The organism is Geomicrobium sp. JCM 19038 (assembly GCF_000698125.1).
GTDB lineage: Bacteria > Bacillota > Bacilli > Bacillales > Marinococcaceae > Geomicrobium_A.
Genome location: NZ_BAXA01000005.1, coordinates 193,634 through 206,129, shown reverse-complemented (window position 1 = coordinate 206,129; position 12,496 = coordinate 193,634). Strand labels below are relative to the sequence as shown.

Sequence of the window (12,496 nt, the reverse complement as noted above, 5' to 3'; positions counted from 1 at the left end):
CGGTCACACAGTTCATCCTGTGTGACTTTATTTATGGTTGACGTAGAATCTTCTCCATTGCTTTGCCCTTCGCTAATTCATCGATCAATTTATCGAGATAACGAATTTCCTGCATCATCGGCTCTTCAATCTCTTCTACGCGTACGCCACAAACGACACCTTTAATGAGTGCTCTTGATGAATTTAACTGTGGCGCTTCATTAAAGAATGTTTCAAAATCGGTTTGATTGTCGATTTGCTTTTCGAGTTGTTGCTGACTGTATCCGGTTAACCAACAAATAATTTCATCGACTTCATTCTTCGTTCTGTCTTTTCTTTCAGCCTTCTTAACATAATGTGGATACACACTCGCAAAGCTCATCGTATAAATCTTATGTTTCGTCATCACGTTCACTCCTGTCATTTCTTAACTGTTCAACATCATCGGTCGGCATTATCTAACGAATCTTTTCTTCTCGTGATTGTATCACAATGAATTTATTGAAAATAATATATTCACTTTCATTTATATAATCATTTACTTATATATAAAACTTAGATTATAATCGTACTCTGTAAGGAGGAAGAAAATGAATCACACTCATCGCTTAAGTTCGGAAGAGATCGCTACCTACGTGAAAGTCATGAGCGATCCGACACGATTGTTAATCATAAAACTTGTATCTAAAAAAGAATATTGCGTCTGCCAATTTGTCGATATGTTTGAGATGAGCCAGCCATCGATCAGTCAGCATTTAAAAAAACTAAAAAGCTTTGGTCTTGTGGAGGAAACAAGACGAGGACAATGGCGTTTCTACTCATTGAATACCGCTTCCGATGCCATCGGCATTGTTCATGCCATCATGAATCAAATCTCAGATCAAGATGAGCGTTACATCGAGCTCATCAACAAAGAACGCCCAGTTGATTGCGGCTAGAAAGGAAGTTTAACACGTGTCCTCTGTGATTTTGGCTTCATTAATTTTTATTGCGACACTTGTTCTCGTTATTTGGCAACCGAAAAATTTAAACATCGGTTGGTCCGCCTGCGGAGGTGCGGTGATTGCCTTGCTTCTCGGCGTCGTCTCCTTTGGCGATGTACTTGAAGTTACGAGTATCGTCTGGAATGCAACGTTAACGTTTATTGCGATTATCATTATTTCTTTAATCTTAGACGAAATTGGTTTCTTCGAGTGGTCTGCCCTTCATATGACAAAGGCCGCTAAAGGAAATGCTGTGCTTATGTTTGTGTATGTGTGTATTCTCGGTTCGATTGTGGCCGCTTTCTTTGCCAATGACGGTGCCGCGTTGATTTTAACGCCGATCGTGCTTGCGATGGTTCGTTCGTTGAACTTTAACGAGGCGATGGTATTTCCCTTCATTATCGCAAGTGGCTTTATTGCCGATTCAACTTCCTTGCCACTCATTGTCAGTAACCTCGTGAATATCGTGTCTGCTGATTATTTTGGTATCGGTTTTATTGAATATGCGACACGCATGATCGTACCGAACTTTTTCTCATTATTTGCAAGCATCCTAGTCTTGTACCTTTATTTCAGAAAAAAGATTCCAAAACGCTATGATCACGACAAACTGCAAGCTCCGAAAACGGCGATTAAAGATCAGAAAATGTTTCAATTGTCGTGGTGGATTCTAGGGATTTTACTCGTCGGTTACTTAGTAAGTGAATTTCTACACATCCCCGTTTCAATCGTTGCAGGCATCATTGCGATCCTTTTCTTGAGCATTGCAAGTCGAAGCCCAGTCGTTCAGACTCGCTCCGTACTAAAGGGTGCGCCGTGGAACATTGTCTTCTTCTCGATCGGGATGTATGTCGTTGTATTCGGGCTACAAAACGTTGGGCTCACCGATGTATTGGCTACTGGATTAGAAGCGATTGCAGAACACGGTGTTTTCGCAGCAACGATGGGTATGGGTTTTATCGCAGCGATCTTAAGTTCAATTATGAACAACCTCCCAACCGTTATGATTAATGCAATCGCGATTGATACGACTGCCATGACTGGACTTATGAAAGAAGCGCTCATTTACGCCAATGTCGTGGGGTCTGATTTAGGACCGAAGATCACTCCGATTGGCTCATTAGCAACGCTTCTCTGGTTACATGTGTTAACCCAAAAAGGGGTGAAAATCTCTTGGTGGACGTACTTTAAAACCGGAATCGTCATTACATTGCCAGTGCTGTTCATCACATTAGTTGGACTATACCTCTGGCTTATGATCATTAGTTAAGGAGCATTATGATATGAAAAAGAAAACTCTTTATTTCCTTTGTACTGGTAACTCTTGTCGCAGTCAGATGGCAGAAGGATTTGGAAAACAGATTCTATCAGATGAGTGGGACGTTTACAGTGCCGGCATTGAAGCACACGGACTAAACCCCAACGCCATTAAAGCAATGAATGAAATCGGGATTGATATTTCAAACCAAACCTCTGACCGACTTGATCTGGAGCTTCTGCAAAACGCTGATCTCGTTGTTACCCTTTGCGGAGACGCAAAAGATAAATGCCCAATCACACCTTCTCACGTAAGACGTGAGCATTGGGGCTTTGACGACCCAGCAAAAGCGACAGGCACAACTGACGAAAAGTGGAAAGTTTTTCAGCGAGTTCGTGACGAGATTCAAGCACAACTTCACGAATTCACGCGAAACTAAACTGGCCTCTTACAACAACAGAGACGTTATCCAGAACACGCAAGTCAAAAAATAAAGCCAATGACATGTAACTAGTCATTGGCTTTATTTTATATGAGCACTTTTCTTACTATTGATTATACTGTTATTGGTACTTATTATCTCTTTTGACTAATTTCTACTAATAATCTTGTTGTAAAAAATATCACGAGTCCAATAAAAAGTATCACCGTATGTATACTATATAATTCGTCCAGAACCCACATACTATAAATAGACATAAATAATAAAAATGAACCCCAAAATGCAAACGTTAAAAAAGTAGCTACATTTACACTACGCCTATCTGTTGACTCACTGTCTCTTTTAAAAAACACTGGAACACCTCATTAATAAACATATATTGTTATCTTAACATCTTGATAAGCTATACTCGCGCTACAACTTTTTATATTGGATGGTGGCTTTACATCATCTCCCTTTTGGGCCGCTATGAAAAATCGGAAAGGCGGTGTAATCGATGTTGATTACGTATGAATGCTAATTTGCACTTAATACATTTAATGTTGCTTTTGCAAATAATACATGCACCTGAAAAGCGGCAGTTGTGGCGAAGACGCCTGCGGCGGCCTGCAAAGCAGGTTAGTTCGACATCATGGCTAAAAGCAATGATTGTTGAACTTCCTTTATACGTTAGCTGAAGATTGTCGTGCGCAGCACTAAGATCGGGCAACGCCCGCAGCGTAGCCACGACAGTCGTTTACTCAATGTAAATACGTAAGTTCAATATCCAACAATCGATATTGAGAATCATTATCACTTGTTGTATACTAACTACTAAAGGGTCAAATTACGGTTTAAGGGGATCTGATTATGCAAATTTACTGGACGAAAATCAATAAGATTGTTGAAGAAACACCCGAAGTAAAAACGTACTTACTCGACTGCCCTGAGGACTTCACCTGGGACGAAGGAGCCCACACTCACTTCGCATTCGAAGGATTTAATGCTGGCGAAAAGCCAAATCGCAGTCTCATCCGCCATATGTCCATTTCCACATTGCCACACGAAAACGCAATCGGAATTACAACGCGCATCAAGGAAGAATGTTCGGAATTCAAATCAATTTTACGTAGCCTTGACGTTGGGCATGAAGTTGCGATCTTTAAGACGCATTCCAACATACCTCTTAGAAGAGAAGACAAAAAGGTCTACCTCTTGTCCTCAGGTGTTGGCCTAGCAACGTTCAGACCACTTTTACTTGACTATTTCGATCGTGCGGACAACGTTAGCCACGTTCATTCTTTGAACATCGATTCATCAAAAGATTACCTATTCACAACATTATTTGAGTCGGCTCCTGATAAAAAGTTCACATCACAGTTCGTCGATAACCGTCATGATTATTATGAAGAAGTGAAGAATCTCTCCGCAGACAAAGATGGACTCTTCTACATCGTCGGTAGCGATGAATTTCTGGCAGAAAACATTCACGTATTACTCGATCAAGGAATTCGCCCAGAACAAATCAAACTCGACAAACACCAAAAGCAACTTGCTGAGTTTTTAACGATTGAAGTATAAAACGCTAAATAAAGTTAGGCACAAGCGATCGGTAACCTTCGCTTGTGCCTCTTTCACGTTATGATAAGCTTTTAGTAGAAAAGTGAGTTGATGTTATGAACGAAAGAAAAACAGAAATCTTAGAACATCACAAGCAAACGATGAATTTCGTATAATCCTTGTACGATGTAAGCGAAGAAACGTGGCGAAAAGAAATTGAATACGGGAAGTGGACCGTTGCTGAAGTAATCGGACACTTCATACCGTGGGATGAATTTATCTTATAAAAGCGAATTCCTTATCTATTCACAAACGAGCAATTAGCAAAGGGTCCTGACGCAACAATCATTAACCACTCATCAGCGTTGAAATCTAGAAACGAAGAAAAGAGCACCACGATTTATCAATTTACTTTCGTGAGAACACGTCTTCTAACAGCAATTCAAGAGCTCCCTATAAATCGATGGGAACAACCTTTCACCATTGGGAAAACACGCCTACGATTCTAAGATTATTTCACTGGACTAGCTGAACACGACCTCTATCACATTGCGCAAATTAAACGCGCAGTTACGAATAGTCAACGCTAAAGAGTTGTAATTTTCACAACATATAAGGGGGGTTCACATGAAATTTGATAACATTCGCTTACTCGTCTCGCATTTCGATGATTGTCTGCACTTCTATGAAACAGTGATGGGGTTCTCACTCACTTGGGGAGAACCCGGTGGGAATTATGCCAGCTTTGATGTTGGTGAAGGAAGCGTATTAGCGCTGTTCAAAAAAGAACTCATTGCTGAGACGGTCGGAACGACGGGTCTACCAAAACGAGCTTTATCTCAAGATTCGTTCATGTGTATTTTTGAAGTTTCCAATTTAGAAGAAACTGTACGTGAAATTAAGAAACGAGGTGGTACGTTCGAATCAAGCATTCAAGAAAAGCCACTATGGGGAATTTCAACCGCACATGTACGAGACCCAGACGGTAATTTAATCGAATTAATCACGAAGTTGCCACAAGACAAATGGGATGAATCCTTAATAGAACAACACAAAAGGTATTCTTAAACGAACCGTAGCTATATCGCAAATTAACACCGCGAGTGTAACCAAAATTCCGATAACTCGACAATGATCGTATAAACATGGACGATCGGAGGTGAATTTTCATTACACGAAAACGGGGATTTATAGCGTTAGCCATTCTTTTGCTTTTACTAATTATTGTAATTCTAGCAATAGCACTTTATCCTAATCAACAACTCTTCACTTCTTCTACAGACCTTAGTCACGAATCGATTGAACCTTTCTCATTACACATGAGCGTTGATGAAGATACGTTGCGATCCGTCGGTGAGTTTGAGCGTTCTCTTCAACCTGATGGCTACGGTTATCAATCAGCGACTTATTATGTTCATACGAATGACGCTCATGAAATTACATCAATCTCAATGGGTGAGGATCTACAGACATCCTCCGGCATCCAAATTGGCGATCCAGCCAAGAAAGCGATTGACGTTTATGGCGATGATTATTACACATATCAAGAGATGGGCTTAGGTGAAGCGATCGTATATATTGACCGAGATCACAACATAAAGTTTACGATTTGAACGATGGATGATCATGTTCGGTACATTTGGCTTTCTACGCACTAATGCCTTGCTTGAGAACACGTGCGCAAACGTTACATGCTAGTCGCACAGGTTGCATGATGAACCTGTGCTATTCTGGTTGTCTTAACACTGTCTATCATTTCTATGCGTTGATCATTTAACGTGTAACGAGTTCCTTCATCATTGTAATCGCGCTCTCCCATGTTTTACTTAAAAAACATATATTTATAATGCCCTGCTTTTGTGATACACTTCTTCAGCAGTGATAAGGAGGTTCAATTGCAACTTTCACCCGAAAAGCAATCCAATCGTTATTATACATTTTTACTGATTTTAGCCATTTTAATTATTGCTTCAACCTTACGTTCACCGATGACTTCCGTCGGTCCGCTCATTCCATTTATACGGGAAGATCTTCAAATTTCTAACTCTACGGTTGGACTTTTAAATACACTTCCACTTCTTGCTTTTGGCCTCTTCTCTCCATTTGTACCTAGGCTATCGAGAAAATACGGCATGGAAATTACATTACTCTTGGCGATGGTGCTGTTAGCATTTGGGATTTTCATACGTTCTACCGGCTCTGCTTCTTTATTATTAACGGGAACCGTGTTATTAGGACTCGGAATCGCTGTCGGTAACGTACTCATGCCTGGCTTAATAAAAATGAGTTTTCCTTATCGAATCGGTATGATGACTGGCATTTATTCAGTCTCCATGAACGTCTTTGGAGCATTGGCGTCCGGCGTATCTGTTCCCGTTGCATCGTCATCCATGTTTAGTTGGCAAGGCGCTTTACAGCTTTGGGGCATCTTGTCTGTATTCGCAATCATCGTTCTTCTACTGCGACTACCGGCAATCCTCTCAGAAGATAAAAAAATGCCAGGTAAAGTGAACAATCAACACCTTCTGCCTTGTTTAAATCAAAAATCGCTTGGGCCGTAACGTTATACATGGGCTTTCAATCGTTTATCCCATACAGCATCTTTACGTGGCTCCCTGATATGATGCTCGAAAAAGGATTTGATGCAACCGAAGCTGGATGGTTTATGGCCATTTACCAAGTAGGCTCATCCCAGCGACGTTTATCGTTCCGATTATTGCCGCTAAAATGCACAATCAACGCATGCTCGCCTTCTTATCTGGGGTATTATTGTTTACCGGTTTACTCGGAACGTCCCTTTCAAGTTCGTATTTCATTCTTGTATTTCTTATTCTAACTGGCATGGGCGCTGGCACAACGTTTAGTTTAGCGATGATGTTCTTTGTCTTACGAACACGCACAGTAACCGAATCGGCTCAATTATCGGGAATGGCCCAATCTGTCGGGTATCTCATTGCAGCGACTGGACCGATTCTTCTTGGAACCGTTGCGCAATGGACAAATGGCTGGACAGTGCCTACGTGATTCTAATGATTGTTGCGACTTGCATTGCGCTGTTTGGACTTGTGGCCGGGCAAAGGAAACTAGTGATTGCAGAATCTAAAGTGTAATGACTTACAGCCGTATTGATTGATTTGCGTTAGCTAGTAATACCTCACTTGTTCATATTTAGTAACCCCTAAACGGCGTCTGGGACTCACGATCTTAATATGCGCATAGAAAAATCCCGTAAATAAAAAATAACCAGACAAACCCTAGTTGGATTTGTCTGGTTATTCAGAGTGTCGAGAACCTCTGAAAATCCTTTAAAGATTGATTTTTCAATCAGTTTAGAGTAATGGCTTTGTCAAACTCTTCACCTTCAACTGTAATCCAACTAATTTCAATATCTATGGGGTGATCAGGGGATTGAGCACACCCAGTACAGAAACTAGTATCTGTATGTGTTCCGCTTTGATCTAAAATAATACCTTTTTTGGTTATCCCTGTACTTGTTACAAAACTAAATTCTTCAACGTCTTCTTTATTTTCGGGAAGATAAGTAAATGTAAAGGAACTTTCTTCTCTATCTTCAATTGTTTGATCTGTTTGAAATTCCACTCTCCATGTATCACCTTCATGACTTTGTTCAATTATCTGACTACAACCGACCAGAATGAGAGTAGACGCTAATAGTAACAAACATATTCTTTTCACATTATCCCCCCCTATATATTTATCTCTGTGTAAATAGGATGCTACATTATAAAGAATATTTTGTAAATTAATTTATTGTTTTATGACTACTACCTTCATTGATATACAAAATGACTTCCGTTAATAACTAACTATGTTAACTTAAAAAGTTCTGAAACCCTTGATATAAAGCCATTTACAAAACAAGGTACTTTCATTGCTTTTATGCAGTTCAATAATCATTGATAATAAAACATTTACCATAATATGTAAATGTGTGAATCGTGTATATTTTCACCTCTAATCTTTAACAAATGTTGTAAACAAAATCATTGAGCTCAGGGAAAATTCAGCTAGATAGTTGAATCATAATGACTCCTAATGATATTAATACAAGAGCCAATATTTTATTACGACCAATGGATTCGTTAAAAAATAACATTCCTAAGATCGCTACAATTAAAATTGTACTACCAGACCAAACCGCATAGACTATTCCGACCTCTATATAGTTAATGCTAAGTATTAAAAAGACAGGAACTATTGTGTAACAACTAATTGCTGATATAGTTACAATCTTATTCTTAAAACCGTCCGACTTTTTCATTAAAACGTTGCCTACACATGCAGCAATAATAGAGCTTAATAAATACAAGTAACCCATTAGATGCTATCCCTCTTTTTGTCCGTCCCCAAATTCAGCAAGAGAATTCCTGCAACGATGAATGCCAAGCTAATGATCTTTAGGGCATTTATAGATTCGTTAAAAAGAATAATACCAAGTATCACTACAACAACGGTACCCAAACCTGACCAGACAGCGTTAAAATAGCCAACCTCCATATATTTCAATATAACTATACTTAACAACACTGCTAATATATAAAACGTAAACACAATAATAGTAGGAATGACTTGTGTAAAGCCCTCAGACAATTCCATGAATAACGTTCCTATAATCTCTATTGAGATTGCAATACCAAGTAATAAATAGATGCTCTTTTTTGACATTTTGTATCCTCAAATCATTTGCAAATTAATACTTATTATATTTCAAACTTTTAAAAAAACAAAACAAGAAGATCTATTTTAGTAAGGTGTTCTTGTTTATGGTGCACTATAAGAACTCGCGGTTTCGCCCCACTGGCGACAAACGTCACACGTTTGATCATGTAAACGGCATGATGACGCAGGTAAAGTTACAATTTCGTTCTACCGTTGACCAGCTTTTTCCTACATATCCAAAGCTGTTTAATGAATATATTCAAACATATCTCTTTGTTTCATTGAAGCCTTTCCATCCACAAAAGAGGTGCTCAAGCATTCTATAGATGAACTCAAGCAAGTGGTCTATGAAGCCATTAAACCAGCACGTTCATTAAAATGGGCGGGGAATAAAGCCACAAAATGAAGGTCTTCTCTTCGATCTTCTTATGCAAATCAACATGTTGAAACAGTAGAAAGAGCATATGGCTGGACTCGAGTCCGAAATCGAACGCATTGACCGGCTTTAATATTATATCTTCTATACCTGGCGTCGGAAAACTTACCTCCTCTATGATTCTGCGGAGATCGGGGACATTCATAACTTTTAAACGCAAGAAAGCTTTCGCTTTTACCGGAATTGATCCTGGGGTGTTCTCCTCTGGTTGCTTTACAGCTTCTTCTACTCGTATAAAAAAAACGTGGATCAAGGCATCTTCGTCATGCCATTTTCTTGGCTGCACAATGTTCGATTTGGGGGAATATTAACCCAAAGTTACGGATGTTTTATGAGAAGAAGAGAAACAAAGTGAAGCCATATAAAGTAGCCATTATGGCTTCAGCTAATAACTTATTGAATTGGATCTTTACCATGTTAACGAGGCAGAAGAATTTGCAGGTCGATCACTAATAATTATAATCTTCATTTTGAAATTGATTTTGAGCAAGATTTATTTAGTGATGCCAAATTTAATAACTTTGTACCATTAAAGCGCCCGATTGCGAAAAAGCCTTTATGTTGCATTATTGAAGTGAAGCACCAGTTTCAGTCAGCTTTTTAGTTAGATATATAGAACCATCAAATCTTCATCTAAATACTCCCCATTAAATTTTTGGGCATTTCGCTCTACGCCATAGACCTCGAATCCTACGGAATTGTATAACTTCTTTGCGGAATCATTTGCAGATACAACTGTTAAGTTTATTTGTTCTAAACCAGTACAATTTTTTGCATTCTTTATAAGCTCAATCATAAGTGATTTCCCCAAACCCTGACCTCGACCTTCCGGTGCTACATACATTCCGAAAACATTCCCTTTATGACTGGTTTTAAGGCTGTTTTCACGTATAAAGGTAACGATCCCAACTAACGAACCACTTTTATTAAAAGCACCTAGAACAAATTTATCTTTCGTTGGATTTAATCGTTCTACGACAGTTTCAAAGTTGAATTTTTCTTCTCTGTCATATGTTGAACCAAATGCTTCTGGATTGACTTTTAATCCACTCAATCGTAATTCTTGGTACAACAGGGCATCAGACTTATTTAAAATACGAATATTCATTAACGATTCACCTTAATCTCTTTCGTTTTACTTATATCACACAAGTTATTGAATTAAATGGCCCTTCACAAAGTTAAGCGCAATTTTTATTACAGGATTGCGACCTTTAGCCGCACAAGCTTACCTGATTAACTATATTTTCTTACTAATATATATCCAATAACCCAAACCAATGAATATATTAAGTGACATCAAAGTAGTAATACAAACTCTTAGTAAAATATAATCAATCGGCTCCCACCCTGTTATAAAGATAATTAAAGCTAATCCTCCCATTAAAAATGTAAATAAGAAACTAAAGAGTTTATAGCCCAAATATTGAGCTCTTTCATCTTTACCTTCTTTTTTCATAAGAATTACTAGTATGACAAAAGCAAACAAAGCAAATGCAGTTAATCCATTTGTGATGTTTATTAACGTTTCCATCATAATCTCTCCTCTTCAAATTTGGTATATTGAAACACATCATTTATTTCTACCCCAAAAACTTCTGCTATTTCAAAAGCTAGTGTTAAAGATGGGGTATATTTATTCTTCTCAATCGAAATTATTGTCTGTCTACTTACTCCTGCCCTTTCAGCTAAATCTTTTTGTGTCATTTTGAATTCAGCTCTTAAAACTGTAATTCGATTAGTTAAGTTCCCGCCTTTTTCTCCCATTAATTTATTCATCCCCTCCAATAAGTAAAGTAATCTTCACTTATTGTAATTTATTTTTTACTTTATGTAAAGTTTATTTTACACAAAAATATACCTTAATAACCTCCCCTGTCAGTGGTTACAAAGTATTACTTTCTTCAGTTGAATGGACCGATTGTCGAAGGCACACTACTTTAAAAAGAGCGATAAATTAGTTTGCGTATCACTTTAAAAACTTGTTGACTCCTGTTAGCTGGTTTCTTTTTTGTCAGCATCAAAACGATAAAAGTTAGCAGCGTTAAGAGAAGCATGGAACTGACTACTAACGTCAACGCTTCATATACCGACATGGCATCACTCCCTCTCTTTAAGGGATGTACCAACGCCCACACATGAGTAATTCAGCTACTTAAATCTCTTTATATATAATCTGAATATTACTACTTCAACTAAATGAACAATTGTGTTACGTTAACCTTTATGTATACCCTTTCTTAAAGCACCTCTCAATCGATGCAATAAACGATTTCAATCACTAAGGAGGAACGAATATGGAACACATTCTCGTCGACACAAAGGATGGCGTACGCACACTCAAATTGAATCGTCCAGAACGGCTGAATGCGGTTAACAGTCAACTCAGTTTAGAAATTGTACAAGCGTTTAAAGAAGCTTCACTCGATGATGAAGTACGGGCAGTCATTGTCACGGGGAATGGACGTGGGTTCTGTGCAGGGCTTGACCTTGAGGATCTCGGAAACCAAAAAGCATCCGAGAAAACACGACATGAAACGTTAGATGATCTTGGATGGGTCGGGCATCAAGCATTGGGAATTGTTCAGTGTGATAAACCGGTGATTGCCGCAATTAACGGAGTGGCAGCGGGTGCAGGATTTGCCCTTTCACTAGCCTGTGACATTCGCTTTATTAGTGAAAGTGCCAAAGTGACGACTGGCTATATTCGTAGAGGTTTAAGTCCAGATGCAGGAATGTCGTACTTTTTACCTCGATTAATTGGTTATCCGAAAGCAGCAGAATTGATCTTTACGGGTCGGGATATTGGCGCTCAAGAAGCAAAAGAGCTGGGACTCGTAAACGATGTGTTACCAGACGAAGACTTATACAACCATGCACTTGACTTGGCAAAAGAAATTGCAGCAGGACCACCCGTTGCCATGACCTATTCGAAACGTCTCTTAACAGCAAGCAACGACATTGACCTGACGACTTTACTCAAACAAGAATATTTACTCATTCAAAAATGTTTCCAAACAAATGACGTTCAAGAAGGCGTTCAAGCTTTTCTAGAGAAGAGAAATCCTGTTTTTCAAGGTGAGTGATTGCACTTTTTGTAATCGCTACCATAACTAAGGTAACACAAAAAACATCCAAATCTATCGGGTGTTTTTGTGTTACCTGGCAAGTGATACTTA

17 protein-coding genes are annotated in these 12,496 nt (G+C 38.7%); 10 read left to right on the top strand and 7 right to left on the bottom strand.

Annotated elements, in window-relative coordinates; translation table 11 throughout:
* Positions 1-31 precede the first annotated feature (31 nt).
* Positions 32-385: a DUF2200 domain-containing protein gene (locus JCM19038_RS08745; protein WP_042416813.1), complete on the bottom strand. Its 354-nt coding sequence runs from the start codon at positions 383-385 to the stop codon at positions 32-34.
* Positions 386-569: 184 nt separating this feature from the next.
* Here JCM19038_RS08745 and JCM19038_RS08740 point away from each other — a divergent pair, with 184 nt between their 5' ends.
* The 8 genes from JCM19038_RS08740 (at position 570) to JCM19038_RS23495 (ending at position 7,225) form a co-directional block, all read left to right on the top strand.
* The gene (locus JCM19038_RS08740) at positions 570-917 is read left to right on the top strand and encodes a helix-turn-helix transcriptional regulator (RefSeq protein WP_042416810.1); all 348 of its coding nucleotides are present in this window, start codon (positions 570-572) and stop codon (positions 915-917) included.
* 16 nt (positions 918-933) lie between these two features.
* A complete protein-coding gene (locus tag JCM19038_RS08735; RefSeq protein WP_042416808.1) occupies positions 934-2,232 on the top strand; it encodes an arsenic transporter in 1,299 nt (432 codons plus the stop codon).
* A gap of 13 nt (positions 2,233-2,245) precedes the next feature.
* Positions 2,246-2,659, top strand: coding sequence for an arsenate reductase (thioredoxin) (gene arsC, locus JCM19038_RS08730; protein ID WP_042416805.1), 414 nt, complete (start codon positions 2,246-2,248; stop codon positions 2,657-2,659).
* A gap of 852 nt (positions 2,660-3,511) precedes the next feature.
* The gene (locus JCM19038_RS08725) at positions 3,512-4,222 is read left to right on the top strand and encodes a bifunctional nitric oxide dioxygenase/dihydropteridine reductase 2 (RefSeq protein WP_042416802.1); all 711 of its coding nucleotides are present in this window, start codon (positions 3,512-3,514) and stop codon (positions 4,220-4,222) included.
* Between the two features lie 606 nt (positions 4,223-4,828).
* Positions 4,829-5,269, top strand: coding sequence for a VOC family protein (locus JCM19038_RS08720; protein ID WP_042416800.1), 441 nt, complete (start codon positions 4,829-4,831; stop codon positions 5,267-5,269).
* Between the two features lie 140 nt (positions 5,270-5,409).
* Positions 5,410-5,814, top strand: coding sequence for a hypothetical protein (locus JCM19038_RS08715; protein ID WP_042416796.1), 405 nt, complete (start codon positions 5,410-5,412; stop codon positions 5,812-5,814).
* Positions 5,815-6,096: 282 nt separating this feature from the next.
* Positions 6,097-6,762 carry an MFS transporter gene (locus tag JCM19038_RS23500; RefSeq protein ID WP_238554340.1) on the top strand — a complete coding sequence of 222 codons (666 nt, stop codon included), beginning with the start codon at positions 6,097-6,099 and terminating at the stop codon, positions 6,760-6,762.
* A 97-nt stretch (positions 6,763-6,859) separates the two neighbouring features.
* Positions 6,860-7,225: a hypothetical protein gene (locus JCM19038_RS23495; RefSeq protein WP_238554339.1), complete on the top strand. Its 366-nt coding sequence runs from the start codon at positions 6,860-6,862 to the stop codon at positions 7,223-7,225.
* 300 nt (positions 7,226-7,525) lie between these two features.
* On the opposite strand, the gene JCM19038_RS08705 is transcribed toward JCM19038_RS23495, so the two are convergent.
* The 3 genes from JCM19038_RS08705 to JCM19038_RS08695 form a co-directional block, all read right to left on the bottom strand.
* Positions 7,526-7,897 (bottom strand): hypothetical protein, encoded by a 372-nt coding sequence (locus tag JCM19038_RS08705; RefSeq protein ID WP_152549377.1) that lies wholly within the window; start codon positions 7,895-7,897, stop codon positions 7,526-7,528.
* Between the two features lie 328 nt (positions 7,898-8,225).
* Entirely contained in the window at positions 8,226-8,540 is a 315-nt protein-coding gene (locus JCM19038_RS25425; RefSeq protein WP_042416790.1) for a multidrug efflux SMR transporter, read from the bottom strand.
* Positions 8,540-8,887: a multidrug efflux SMR transporter gene (locus JCM19038_RS08695; RefSeq protein WP_042416787.1), complete on the bottom strand. Its 348-nt coding sequence runs from the start codon at positions 8,885-8,887 to the stop codon at positions 8,540-8,542. Before JCM19038_RS08695 ends, JCM19038_RS25425 begins: the two co-directional genes overlap by 1 nt.
* 489 nt (positions 8,888-9,376) lie before the next feature.
* Between JCM19038_RS08695 and JCM19038_RS25420 the strand changes: the two genes are divergently transcribed.
* Positions 9,377-9,628: a transposase gene (locus tag JCM19038_RS25420; RefSeq protein ID WP_081831705.1), complete on the top strand. Its 252-nt coding sequence runs from the start codon at positions 9,377-9,379 to the stop codon at positions 9,626-9,628.
* A 293-nt stretch (positions 9,629-9,921) separates the two neighbouring features.
* Here the strand turns inward: JCM19038_RS25420 and JCM19038_RS08680 are convergent, their stop codons facing one another.
* The 3 genes from JCM19038_RS08680 to JCM19038_RS08670 all read right to left on the bottom strand — a co-directional run bounded on the left by JCM19038_RS08680 (position 9,922) and on the right by JCM19038_RS08670 (position 11,096).
* Entirely contained in the window at positions 9,922-10,425 is a 504-nt protein-coding gene (locus tag JCM19038_RS08680) for a GNAT family N-acetyltransferase (RefSeq protein WP_042416778.1), read from the bottom strand.
* A 132-nt stretch (positions 10,426-10,557) separates the two neighbouring features.
* The gene (locus tag JCM19038_RS08675; protein WP_042416774.1) at positions 10,558-10,851 is read right to left on the bottom strand and encodes a hypothetical protein; all 294 of its coding nucleotides are present in this window, start codon (positions 10,849-10,851) and stop codon (positions 10,558-10,560) included.
* Entirely contained in the window at positions 10,851-11,096 is a 246-nt protein-coding gene (locus JCM19038_RS08670) for a helix-turn-helix transcriptional regulator (protein ID WP_238554338.1), read from the bottom strand. The genes JCM19038_RS08675 and JCM19038_RS08670 overlap by 1 nt, the downstream gene beginning before the upstream one ends.
* A gap of 518 nt (positions 11,097-11,614) precedes the next feature.
* Here JCM19038_RS08670 and JCM19038_RS08665 point away from each other — a divergent pair.
* A complete protein-coding gene (locus tag JCM19038_RS08665) occupies positions 11,615-12,403 on the top strand; it encodes an enoyl-CoA hydratase/isomerase family protein (RefSeq protein WP_042416767.1) in 789 nt (262 codons plus the stop codon).
* Positions 12,404-12,496: the final 93 nt, after the last annotated feature.

Excerpts from the sequence above, each read along its gene's own strand:
- JCM19038_RS08745 (WP_042416813.1), bottom strand. The coding sequence starts at position 385 with ATGACGAAACATAAGATTTATACGATGAGCTTTGCGAGTGTGTATCCA.
- JCM19038_RS08740 (WP_042416810.1), top strand. The coding sequence starts at position 570 with ATGAATCACACTCATCGCTTAAGTTCGGAAGAGATCGCTACCTACGTG.
- arsC (WP_042416805.1), top strand. The coding sequence starts at position 2,246 with ATGAAAAAGAAAACTCTTTATTTCCTTTGTACTGGTAACTCTTGTCGC.
- JCM19038_RS08725 (WP_042416802.1), top strand. The coding sequence starts at position 3,512 with ATGCAAATTTACTGGACGAAAATCAATAAGATTGTTGAAGAAACACCC.
- JCM19038_RS08720 (WP_042416800.1), top strand. The coding sequence starts at position 4,829 with ATGAAATTTGATAACATTCGCTTACTCGTCTCGCATTTCGATGATTGT.
- JCM19038_RS23495 (WP_238554339.1), top strand. The coding sequence starts at position 6,860 with ATGGTTTATGGCCATTTACCAAGTAGGCTCATCCCAGCGACGTTTATC.
- JCM19038_RS25425 (WP_042416790.1), bottom strand. The coding sequence starts at position 8,540 with ATGGGTTACTTGTATTTATTAAGCTCTATTATTGCTGCATGTGTAGGC.
- JCM19038_RS08695 (WP_042416787.1), bottom strand. The coding sequence starts at position 8,887 with ATGTCAAAAAAGAGCATCTATTTATTACTTGGTATTGCAATCTCAATA.
- JCM19038_RS08680 (WP_042416778.1), bottom strand. The coding sequence starts at position 10,425 with ATGAATATTCGTATTTTAAATAAGTCTGATGCCCTGTTGTACCAAGAA.
- JCM19038_RS08675 (WP_042416774.1), bottom strand. The coding sequence starts at position 10,851 with ATGGAAACGTTAATAAACATCACAAATGGATTAACTGCATTTGCTTTG.
- JCM19038_RS08670 (WP_238554338.1), bottom strand. The coding sequence starts at position 11,096 with ATGAATAAATTAATGGGAGAAAAAGGCGGGAACTTAACTAATCGAATT.
- JCM19038_RS08665 (WP_042416767.1), top strand. The coding sequence starts at position 11,615 with ATGGAACACATTCTCGTCGACACAAAGGATGGCGTACGCACACTCAAA.